Source organism: Pseudomonas putida (assembly GCF_004357765.1).
GTDB classification, from domain to species: Bacteria; Pseudomonadota; Gammaproteobacteria; order Pseudomonadales; family Pseudomonadaceae; genus Aquipseudomonas; species Aquipseudomonas putida_U.
Genome location: NZ_SMTE01000017.1, coordinates 104288 through 114674 on the forward strand (window position 1 = coordinate 104288; position 10387 = coordinate 114674).

Consider the following 10387-nt stretch of genomic DNA (forward strand, 5'->3'; position numbering starts at 1 on the left):
CGATCTGTCGCCGCTTTTTCCCGTGGCGTCAGCCAGCGGAGACCCCTGATGAGCGAATCCACCGAACGCGACGAACGCCACTTGGCGCGCATGCAGCGCAAGAAGGCGGTCATCGACGAGCGTATCGCCAATTCCCCCAACGAGTGCGGCCTGCTGCTGGTCTTGACCGGCAACGGCAAGGGCAAGAGCAGCTCGGCCTTCGGCATGCTCGCCCGGGCCTTGGGTCATGGCATGCAGTGTGGTGTGGTGCAGTTCATCAAGGGCCGCAACAGCACCGGCGAAGAGCTGTTCTTCCGGCGTTTCCCCGAACAGGTGCGCTACCACGTCATGGGCGAAGGCTTTACCTGGGAAACCCAGGATCGTCAGCGCGATATCGCCGCTGCTGAAGCGGCCTGGGCGGTTTCGCGTCAGTTGTTGCAGGACCCTTCTGTGCAGTTCGTGGTGCTCGACGAGCTGAACATCGCCCTCAAGCATGGTTACCTCGATCTCGATCAGGTGCTGGCCGACCTCCAGGCCCGTCCGCCCATGCAGCATGTGATCGTCACCGGTCGTGCGGCCAAGCCAGAAATGATCGACATGGCGGACACCGTGACCGAGATGGGCATGCTCAAGCATGCCTTCCAGGCCGGCATCCGCGCGCAGAAGGGCGTCGAACTGTGAGCCAAGCGCGTCACTGCCCGGCTGTGTTGATCGCGGCTCCGGCCTCCGGTCAAGGCAAGACCACCGTCACCGCGGCGTTGGCCCGGCTGCACCGAAACCTCGGGCGCAAGGTCCGGGTGTTCAAGTGCGGGCCTGACTTTCTCGATCCGATGATTCTCGAGCGCGCCAGTGGCGCCCCGGTCTATCAGCTCGACCTGTGGATGATCGGTGCCCAGGAAAGCCGCCGCCTGTTGTGGGAAGCAGCGGGGGATGCCGACCTGATCCTCATCGAAGGGGTCATGGGCCTATTCGACGGTACCCCGTCCAGCGCCGACCTGGCGCGGCATTTCGGCGTGCCGGTACTGGCGGTGATCGATGGCACTGCCATGGCCCAGACCTTTGGCGCCCTGGCCCTGGGCTTGGCCCGTTATCAGGCCGATCTGCCGTTTGCCGGGGTGCTGGCCAACCGCGTCGGCAGCCTGCGTCACGCGCAACTGCTCGAAGGCAGCCTGACCGAAGGCCTGCGTTGGTATGGCGGGCTGTCGCGCGAGCGTGGTATCGAGTTGCCCAGTCGGCATCTGGGCCTGGTGCAGGCCAGCGAACTCAACGATTTGGATGCTCGCCTGGACGCTGCCGCCGAAGCGCTCGGCGCCAGTTGCGATGCTGCCCTGCCGCCACCAGTGGCCTTCGCCGAACCCGAGCCGCAAGCGCTCGCCGCCTCGCTGACCGGCGTGCGCATCGGCGTGGCGCGGGACGAGGCGTTCGCCTTCACCTATGGTGCCAACCTCGACCTGTTGCGCCAGTTGGGCGCGCAGTTGGAATTCTTCTCGCCGTTGCACGACCGCGAATTGCCATTGGTCGACAGCCTGTACTTGCCGGGTGGCTATCCCGAGTTGCACCATCACGCACTGGCTGCCAACGCGCCGATGAGCGAGGCGATACGCGCTCACCACGCTGCCGGCAAGCCCTTGCTGGCGGAGTGTGGCGGCATGCTCTACCTGCTCGAGGCACTGACCGATGTGGCCGGTGAGCGCGCTGAGCTGCTCGGCCTGCTGGCAGGCGAGGCGACCATGCAGAAGCGTCTGGCGGCCTTGGCTCTGCAAGCGGTGGAATTGCCCGAAGGCACCTTGCGGGGCCACACCTACCACCACTCGCTGACCAGTACCGAACTGCAGCCGATCGCTCGCGGCCAGAGCCCGAATGGCGGGCGTGGCAACGAAGCGGTCTATCGCCAGGGGCGCCTGACTGCCTCGTATGTGCACTTCTATTTCCCCTCCAGCCCCGAAGCGACGGCGGCGCTGCTGCGACCATGAGCGAGCACGCCTATAGCGCCGCCGAGCGCGCAGCCATCTATCGGGTCATCGGCGAGCGTCGCGACATGCGCCATTTCGCTGCAGGTTCGGTGTCCCCTGAAGTGCTCCACCGACTGCTGGCCGCCGCGCACCAGGCTCCCAGTGTCGGCCTGATGCAGCCGTGGCGGTTCATCCGTATCAGCCAGCGCGAGCTGCGCGGGCGCATCCAGGAGCTGGTCGAAGCGGAGCGGGTACGCACGGCCGAGGCACTGGGCGAGCGCTCCGACGCGTTCATGCAGCTCAAGGTCGAAGGCATCGATGACTGCGCCGAAGTGTTGGTGGCGGCCTTGATGGACAAGCGCGACGCGCACATTTTCGGTCGCCGCACCCTGCCGGAAATGGACCTGGCCTCGCTCGCCTGCGCTATCCAGAACCTCTGGCTCGCAGCCCGGGCCGAGGGGCTGGGCATGGGCTGGGTATCGTTGTTCGATCCGCAGGCTTTGGCCGAGCTGCTGGGCATGCCCGCCGGGGCCAAGCCGGTGGCTGTGCTGTGTCTGGGGCCGGTCCACGAATTCTACGCCGCGCCCATGCTGGTACAGGAGCAGTGGGCCGAAGAGAGGCCCCTGAGCGACATGCTGTTTGAAAACCGTTGGGGAGAGCAACCATGAGCGTGGCCTTGCTGACCGTTGCGGGGGTGGCGTTGGATGCCTTGCTCGGTGAACCGAAGCGGCGTCACCCCTTGGTGGGCTTCGGTAACTTGGCCGCGAGCCTGGAGCGGCGTCTGAATGCCGGTGGGCGAGGCTGGCGCAGCCATGGCGTGAGCGCCTGGTTCCTGGCCGTGGTGCCCTTGACTCTGGTGGCGTTGATCCTGTCCTGGCTGCCCGGTATCGGCTGGCTGGTGGACGTGCTGGCGTTGTACTGCGCCCTAGGGCTGCGCAGCCTGGGCGAGCATGTGCTGCCGGTGGCCAATGCCCTGCGCCTGGGCGATCTGGCGGAGGCGCGGCGGCGGGTTGGCTATCTGGTCAGCCGGGAAACCCGTGAGCTGGACGAGCCCGCCGTGGCGCGAGCGGCCACCGAGTCGGTATTGGAGAACGGTAGCGACGCGGTATTCGCCGCGCTGTTCTGGTTCGTGGTGGCAGGCGCCCCCGGCGTGGTGTTGTATCGCCTGAGCAATACCCTCGACGCCATGTGGGGCTATCGCAACGAGCGCTTCGAGCGTTTCGGCTGGTGCGCGGCACGCATCGATGACGTCCTCAATTACGTCCCGGCACGGCTGGTGGCGCTGACCTACGCGGTGCTTGGCAAGACCCGTCTGGCCCTGAGCTGCTGGCGCCAGCAGGCGCCGCGGTGGGACAGCCCCAACGCCGGACCGGTGATGGCAGCCGGTGCCGGGGCCTTGGCGGTCGAACTGGGCGGGCCTGCGGTGTATCACGGCGAGTTGCACGAGCGCCCGCGCCTGGGCGAGGGACCGATGGCCGACGCCGACGCCATCGAGCGTGGCTGGACCCTGGTACAGCGTGGCGTTTGGTTGTGGTTGCTGCTGATCGCGCTGGGAGGCTATCTCTATGCTTGAACACGGTGGCCGCCTGTTGCGGGCGGTGCGGCATTACGGCATCGCGCGTGAGCACTGGCTGGACCTGTCCAGTGGCATTGCTCCCTGGCCGTTCCCGATCCCGTCGATTGCGCTGGAGGCGTGGGCCCGCCTGCCGGAAACCGAGGATGGCCTGGAAGAGGCGGCGCGGGGCTACTACGGCGTCCGCCAGTTGTTGCCGGTGGCTGGTTCGCAGGCTGCGATCCAGGCTTTGCCGACCCTACGCCCCGTGGGCCGGGTCGGCGTGCTGTCGCCATGCTATGCCGAGCATCCACTGGCCTGGCAGCGCGCCGGACACAGGTTGGTCGAACTCGATGATGACGCGGTAGATGCAGCGATCGACAGCCTCGACGTGCTGGTATTGGTCAACCCCAACAACCCCACTGGCCGCTGCGTTGCGCGCGAGCGTTTGTTGGGCTGGCATGCACGGCTGGCTGCGCGGGGTGGCTGGCTGGTGGTCGACGAGGCGTTCATGGACAACACGCCTGCCCTCAGCGTGATCGACTGCGCCGAACGCCCGGGCCTGATCGTGTTGCGCTCGTTCGGCAAGTTCTTCGGTCTGGCCGGGGTGCGGCTGGGCTGCGTGGTCGCCGATCTGCCGTTGTTGCAGCGTCTGGCCGAGGCGCTCGGGCCGTGGACCGTCAGCGGCCCGACCCGGGTGCTGGCGCAATCCTGTTTCGCCGATCAGGCCGCCCATGGTCGCCAGATCGTGCGCTGCAATGCAGCCAGCCAGCGCCTGGCCACGTTGTTACGTGAGCACGGCCTGGCGCCAGCCGGCGGCTGCGATCTGTTCCAGTACGTACGCTGCGAACGCGCCGCGCAGTTGCATGATTTTCTCGCCCGCCGCGGCATCCTCGTGCGGCTGTTCGAGCAGCCTGCGGCGCTGCGCTTGGGCTTGCCCGCCAACGACGCGGACGAACGACGCCTGGCCCAGGCGCTGGCCGCCTATCAGAAGGAAACGGCATGACCACCCTCATGGTGCAAGGCACCACCTCCGATGCCGGCAAGAGCACGCTGGTCACCGCCCTGTGCCGTTGGCTGCTGCGCCAGGGCATCGGCGTGGTGCCGTTCAAACCGCAGAACATGGCCCTCAACAGTGCCGTTACCGCCGACGGTGGCGAGATCGGCCGGGCCCAGGCGGTGCAGGCCCAGGCTTGCCGGCTGGCGCCGCACACCGATATGAACCCGGTGTTGCTCAAGCCCAACAGTGATACCGGGGCCCAGGTGATCATCCATGGCCGTGCGGTCACCAGCATGAATGCAGTGGCTTACCACGACTACAAGGCCATCGCCATGCAGGCGGTTCTGGCGTCGCACCAGCGCCTGGGCGCCGCCTTTCCGGTGGTGATGGTCGAAGGGGCGGGCTCGCCTGCCGAGATCAATCTGCGTGCCGGCGATATCGCCAACATGGGCTTCGCCGAGGCGGTCGACTGCCCGGTGATCCTGGTGGCCGACATCAACCGCGGTGGCGTGTTCGCCCACCTGGTCGGTACCCTCGAGTTGCTTTCGCCCAGCGAGCAGGCGCGGGTCAAGGGTTTCGTCATCAATCGCTTCCGGGGTGATATCGCCTTGCTGCAACCGGGCCTGGACTGGCTGGAACAGCGCACCGGCAAACCGGTGCTGGGCGTGCTGCCATATGTCACCGACCTGCACCTGGAAGCCGAGGACGCCATCGACGTGCGCCAGGCGGTCAAGGGTGAGCGGGTGCTCAAGGTGATCGTCCCGGTGCTACCGCGCATCAGCAACCACACCGATTTCGATCCATTGCGCCTGCATCCGCAGGTGGACCTGCAATTCATCGGCCCCGGCCAACCGATTCCGCCGGCGGACCTGATCATCCTTCCCGGCTCCAAGAGCGTGCGCGGTGACCTGGCTCAGTTGCGTGCGCGCGGTTGGGACAGCGCCATCGCCCGGCACCTTCGCTATGGCGGCAAGCTCATCGGCATCTGTGGAGGCTTGCAGATGCTCGGTCACCAGGTGCACGACCCGCTAGGCCTGGAAGGCCCGGCTGGGTCCAGCCCTGGACTTGGCCTGCTCGACTACGCCACGGTGCTGGAAGCCGACAAGCAGCTGCGCAACGTCGCCGGCACCTTGAACCTGGAGAAAGCGGCGGTTGCCGGCTATGAGATTCATGCTGGCGTGACCAGCGGCCCGGCGCTGGAACACCCTGCCTTACAGCTTGCCGATGGACGTTGCGACGGTGCGATCAGCGCCGATGGGCAGATTCTCGCGACCTATCTGCATGGCCTTTTCGAGGGCAGTGCGTCCTGTGCAGCCCTGCTGCGTTGGGCAGGCCTTGAGGATGTGCAGACGGTCGACTACGAGGCCCTGCGCGAACGCGACATCGAACGCCTTGCGGACCTGGTGGAAAACCATCTGGACACCGCGCTGCTGCGCCAACTCTGTGGAGTCGCCTGAGATGCGCAACCTGATTCTCGGCGGTGCCCGGTCGGGCAAGAGCCGTCTGGCCGAGCAACTGGCCAGCGACAGTGGCTTGCCGGTCACCTACATCGCCACCAGCGAGCCGCTCGACGGCGAAATGAATGAACGTGTGCGCCTGCACCGCCAGCGTCGACCAGCGACATGGGGACTGATCGAAGAACCCCTGGCTTTGGCCCACGTGCTGCGCACCGAGGCTGGTGCAGGGCGCTGCCTGTTGGTCGACTGCCTGACCCTGTGGCTGACCAACTTGCTGATGCTCGAAGACCCACAACGCCTGGCCAGCGAGCGTGATGCGCTGCTCGACTGCCTGGAGCAACTGCCTGGCACCCTCATCCTGGTCAGCAATGAAACCGGCCTGGGCGTAGTGCCCATGGGCGAGCTGACCCGCCGTTACATCGACCAGGCCGGTTGGCTGCACCAGGCCGTGGCCGAGCGTTGCCAGCGTGTCGTGCTGACCGTGGCCGGCCTGCCCCTCATGCTCAAAGGACCCGCATTATGACCCAGACCTGGTGGCGCGACGCGTGCCAAGCGCTTGACCAAACCGCCCTGCAGCAGGCCCGCGAGCGCCAGCGGCAATTGACCAAGCCTGCCGGTTCCCTCGGCCAGCTCGAAGGCCTGGCCGAGCGCCTGGCTGGCTTGCAAGGCTGCGAGCGGCCGAGCCTGGAGCGGGTCGCGATCGCGCTGTTCGCCGGTGACCACGGCGTGGTGGAGGAGGGCATCTCCGCCTATCCCCAGGCGGTCACCGGGCAGATGCTGCGCAACTTCGTTGGCGGTGGTGCGGCCATCAGCGTATTGGCCCGCGAACTGGGTGCCAGCCTCGATGTCGTCGACCTGGGTACCATCGACCTCGGCCTCGACCTTCCAGGCGTGCGGCACCTGCGTTTGGGGGCCGGCACCGCCAACTTCGCCCGCCAGCCGGCGATGAGCGACGAGCAGTTGCAGGCCGCGCTCCAGGCTGGGCGGGACAGCGCGCTGCGTGCCGCTGCAAGCGGGGCTCAGTTGTTCATCGGGGGAGAGATGGGCATCGGCAACACCACCGCTGCCGCCGCTGTGGCGTGCGTGCTGCTGGACTGTCCGGCGCTGGCTCTGAGCGGGCCGGGGACTGGTCTGGATCAGGCGGGAGTACGGCACAAGGCCGAAGTCATCGAGCGCGCGCGCACGCTGCATGCGCTGCAAGCCGACCAGCCGCTGCGGGCACTGGCTTGTGTCGGTGGGCTGGAAATCGCAGCGCTGACCGGGGCCTACCTGGCCTGCGCCCAAGCCGGCATCGCGGTGTTGGTCGACGGTTTCATCTGCAGCGTCGCCGCGCTGCTCGCGGTGCGCCTGAACCCGCATTGCCAGCCCTGGCTGCTGTTCGCCCACCAGGGCGCCGAGCCTGGGCATCAGGCGCTGCTCGAAAACCTGCAGGCCGAACCGCTCCTGGCGTTGGGCCTGCGCCTGGGCGAAGGCAGTGGTGCGGCCCTGGCCGTGCCACTGATGCGCTTGGCCTGTGCACTGCACGGGCAGATGGCGACCTTCGCCGAGGCGGCGGTGGCGGATCGCCCGGCATGATCCTCGACCTGCTGCGCCATGGCGAAACCGAGCTGGGCGGCGGCTTTCGCGGCAGCCTGGACGACGCGCTGACCGCCAAGGGCTGGCAGCAGATGCGCGAAGCGCTGGCCGCTGCGGGGCCATGGCAGGTCGTGGTCAGCTCCCCGTTGCAGCGCTGCGCGCGCTTCGCCGAGACCCTGGGCCTGCCCGTGCAGTCGGACGCGGACCTACAGGAACTGCATTTTGGTGAATGGGAAGGCCGGAGTGCGCTGCAAATCATGCAGGATCAGGCCGATGAGCTGGGGCGGTTCTGGGCCGATCCCTATGGCTATACGCCGCCTGGCGGCGAGCCGGTCGCCGCGTTCGCCGAGCGTGTGCAGGGGGCGGTCGCCCGCCTGGCCGCACAGCATGCCGGCAAGCGTGTGCTGCTGGTGACCCATGGCGGCGTGATGCGTCTGTTGCTGGCCAAGGCCCGTGGTCTGCCACCTGCTCAGCTGATGCAGGTGCAGGTCGGCCATGGCGCGTTGGCACGGCTGCGGGTACAGGCCGATGGCACATTGATCGAGGAGGCATGAGATGCTGCCGTTCTGGATAGCCCTGCAGTTTCTCAGCAGCTTGCCGGTGCGCCTTGCGGGCATGCCGGAACCGCGTGACATGGGGCGTTCGCTGCTGTGTTATCCGTTGGTGGGGCTGCTGTTCGGTGTGCTGCTGTGGCTGGCCAGTCATCTGCTCCAAGGAGCACCGGCGCCGTTGCAGGCCGCTTTGCTGCTGACGCTTTGGGTAGGACTCAGCGGCGCCTTGCACCTCGATGGCCTGGCCGATGCTGCCGATGCCTGGCTCGGCGGTTTCGGCGACCGTGAGCGGACCCTGCGGATCATGAAGGATCCGCGCAGCGGACCGATTGCCGTGGTGACGCTGGTGCTGACCCTGCTGCTCAAGTTCTGCGCCCTGTGGGTGCTGGTCGAGCGTGGGGCGGGTGCGTTGTTGGTGCTGGCACCGGTGGTGGGGCGGGCGGCGATGCTTGGCTTGTTCCTTGGCACACCGTATGTGCGCCAGGGCGGGTTGGGGCAGGCACTGGCCGAGCACCTGCCGCGTCGTGCAGCCGGCTGGGTACTGCTCGCCAGCGCGACGGGCTGCCTGGTGCTGGGCGGGTGGGCGGTAGTCGGCCCTCTGTTGGCGGCGGTCGTCGTATTCTTCGCCTTGCGTCGCTCAATGTGCCAGCGACTCGGCGGGACGACCGGCGACACGGCGGGCGCGCTGCTGGAGTTGCTGGAGCTCACCGTACTGCTGGGGTTGGCCCTGTAAAGACCGCTGGTGTCGCAGCAGCGGTAATGTCTGGCAATGCTTCAATCGCTGCCTGCCTGGGCGCGGGTGGGTAACCTTGGCGTTCTTGTCCCGTGGCCAGGGAGGCCCGCATGCTTCACTTCATCCTCGCCGGCTACCTGGCGTTACTGGCCATGCCCGTTTTCGCCGCCGACCTCATCGATTTCTGGAACACCCCGCGCCACGGCGGTAACAGCTTCAATCGCCTGCCGCCCGACCAAGCTTACTTCGACGCCCTGCGTCGCTATGGTGCCACCTGGGTGCGGCTGTCCTATGACAAATGGCAACCTGCGCAACGTGATTTCCTGCTCGGCAACGCCGATCAATACCAAGGCGTGCCGGCTGCCGACCTGCAGCAGTTGCGCGGCACCCTGGACCGCGCTCACCAGGCCGGTCTCAAGGTCGTCATCGCGCCGCTGTCCCTGCCCGGCATGCGCTGGTCACAGAACAACGACGGCAATTTCGACGACCGCTTGTGGCAGGACAAAGCCTATTGGTTCCAGGCGGCCGCCTTCTGGCGCGATCTGGCCGCAGAGCTCAAGGACCATCCCGCCATTGCCGCCTACAACCTGATCAACGAACCTGCACCGGAAAAGCAGGGGGGCCTTGCCGAACATGCGCCTGCCCAGCGCATGCAACAGTGGTACACAGGTGAAAAGGGCGGTGCGCGCGACCTGCCGGGTTTATACCGGCAGGTGATCGCCGCGATCCGTGAGGTCGACGGCCACACGCCGATCATGCTCGACGCCGGCTGGTTCGCAGCGGCGGATGCCTTCAGTTACTGGCCGGCCCCCATGAGCGACGACCGGGTGCTCTACAGCGTCCATATGTACGAGCCCTATGCGGCCACCAGTGCGCCAAACATGGCGCGCGAACGCCCAATCGCCTATCCCGGTCCGGCACCTTTTGCCGGTCGGCAGCAGGTATGGGGTGATCAACGCGTCGAACAGTACCTGCAACAGCCCCTGGCCTGGGCTGACGCCGTCAAGTTGCCTCGATCGCGGCTGGTGGTCGGTGAGTTCGGCTGCATGCGGCGTCTGCCGGGGTGTCGGCAGTATCTGGAGGATGTGCTGGTAGTGCTGGAGCGAAACCGCCTGCATTGGGCTTTCTACAGCTTCCGCGAGGACAGTTGGGACGGTATGGACTACGAACTGGGTTCGGCCAAGGTGCCTTGGCGGTACTGGCAGGCGATCGAGCAAGGTATCCCAGACCCTTTGCCACGCCGGGCGACGCCTGAATTCGAGCCGATTCGCAAGCGCCTTGATGCTGACTGACTCCAGCCTGATCATCGGTTTTCTCCGCGAGATACCCCGTACTTTAGTGCGGGGAGGAGGGATAGCGAGGCGAATGAATTCTCCACTAGACCAACCTTGAGAAAACCATGGAAAACGCGCTATTTTGCTGAACAATATGGATGAAGGCCAATCCAGAATGAAAACCACCAGAACCCTCCAATTGCGCATCAAGGACAGGCATGCGCCCGTTCTGCGCGGGTGGGCGCGGTCGGTTAACACTGTCTGGAATTACCTGAACGAATTGAGCTATCGCAACATCCGTGACCATGGGCGAT

The 10387-nt window shown here is 66.5% G+C and carries 12 protein-coding genes; 11 read left to right on the plus strand and 1 reads right to left on the minus strand.

All coding sequences use genetic code 11. The features are described from left to right. Window positions 1–48 precede the first annotated feature (48 nt). The 11 genes from cobO to E2H86_RS22795 all read left to right on the plus strand — a co-directional run bounded on the left by cobO (window position 49) and on the right by E2H86_RS22795 (window position 10091). On the plus strand, window positions 49–660 hold the full coding sequence (cobO, locus tag E2H86_RS22745; RefSeq protein ID WP_133331772.1) for a cob(I)yrinic acid a,c-diamide adenosyltransferase: 612 nt from the start codon (window positions 49–51) through the stop codon (window positions 658–660). After that, on the plus strand, window positions 657–1952 hold the full coding sequence (locus E2H86_RS22750; RefSeq protein WP_133331773.1) for a cobyrinate a,c-diamide synthase: 1296 nt from the start codon (window positions 657–659) through the stop codon (window positions 1950–1952). The genes cobO and E2H86_RS22750 overlap by 4 nt, the downstream gene beginning before the upstream one ends. Then, window positions 1949–2599 (plus strand): 5,6-dimethylbenzimidazole synthase, encoded by a 651-nt coding sequence (gene bluB, locus E2H86_RS22755; RefSeq protein ID WP_133331774.1) that lies wholly within the window; start codon window positions 1949–1951, stop codon window positions 2597–2599. Before E2H86_RS22750 ends, bluB begins: the two co-directional genes overlap by 4 nt. Then, entirely contained in the window at window positions 2596–3504 is a 909-nt protein-coding gene (gene cbiB / locus E2H86_RS22760) for an adenosylcobinamide-phosphate synthase CbiB (RefSeq protein WP_133331775.1), read from the plus strand. The genes bluB and cbiB overlap by 4 nt, the downstream gene beginning before the upstream one ends. Further along, the gene (gene cobD, locus E2H86_RS22765; protein ID WP_133331776.1) at window positions 3497–4489 is read left to right on the plus strand and encodes a threonine-phosphate decarboxylase CobD; all 993 of its coding nucleotides are present in this window, start codon (window positions 3497–3499) and stop codon (window positions 4487–4489) included. Before cbiB ends, cobD begins: the two co-directional genes overlap by 8 nt. Beyond that, window positions 4486–5940 carry a cobyric acid synthase gene (locus E2H86_RS22770; RefSeq protein WP_133331777.1) on the plus strand — a complete coding sequence of 485 codons (1455 nt, stop codon included), beginning with the start codon at window positions 4486–4488 and terminating at the stop codon, window positions 5938–5940. Before cobD ends, E2H86_RS22770 begins: the two co-directional genes overlap by 4 nt. A gap of 1 nt (window position 5941) precedes the next feature. Continuing rightward, window positions 5942–6463, plus strand: coding sequence for a bifunctional adenosylcobinamide kinase/adenosylcobinamide-phosphate guanylyltransferase (gene cobU / locus E2H86_RS22775; RefSeq protein WP_133331778.1), 522 nt, complete (start codon window positions 5942–5944; stop codon window positions 6461–6463). Continuing rightward, window positions 6460–7515, plus strand: coding sequence for a nicotinate-nucleotide--dimethylbenzimidazole phosphoribosyltransferase (cobT, locus tag E2H86_RS22780; RefSeq protein ID WP_133331779.1), 1056 nt, complete (start codon window positions 6460–6462; stop codon window positions 7513–7515). Before cobU ends, cobT begins: the two co-directional genes overlap by 4 nt. Next, complete coding sequence (gene cobC, locus E2H86_RS22785; RefSeq protein WP_133331780.1) at window positions 7512–8069, plus strand: alpha-ribazole phosphatase family protein; 558 nt, start codon at window positions 7512–7514, stop codon at window positions 8067–8069. Before cobT ends, cobC begins: the two co-directional genes overlap by 4 nt. Before the next feature lies 1 nt (window position 8070). After that, window positions 8071–8799, plus strand: coding sequence for an adenosylcobinamide-GDP ribazoletransferase (locus E2H86_RS22790; protein WP_133331781.1), 729 nt, complete (start codon window positions 8071–8073; stop codon window positions 8797–8799). 110 nt (window positions 8800–8909) lie between these two features. After that, complete coding sequence (locus E2H86_RS22795) at window positions 8910–10091, plus strand: glycoside hydrolase family 5 protein (RefSeq protein ID WP_133331782.1); 1182 nt, start codon at window positions 8910–8912, stop codon at window positions 10089–10091. 85 nt (window positions 10092–10176) lie between these two features. On the opposite strand, the gene E2H86_RS26110 is transcribed toward E2H86_RS22795, so the two are convergent. Next, window positions 10177–10387 (minus strand): hypothetical protein (locus E2H86_RS26110; protein ID WP_207955650.1); only part of this gene is annotated, 211 nt, incomplete at its 5' end.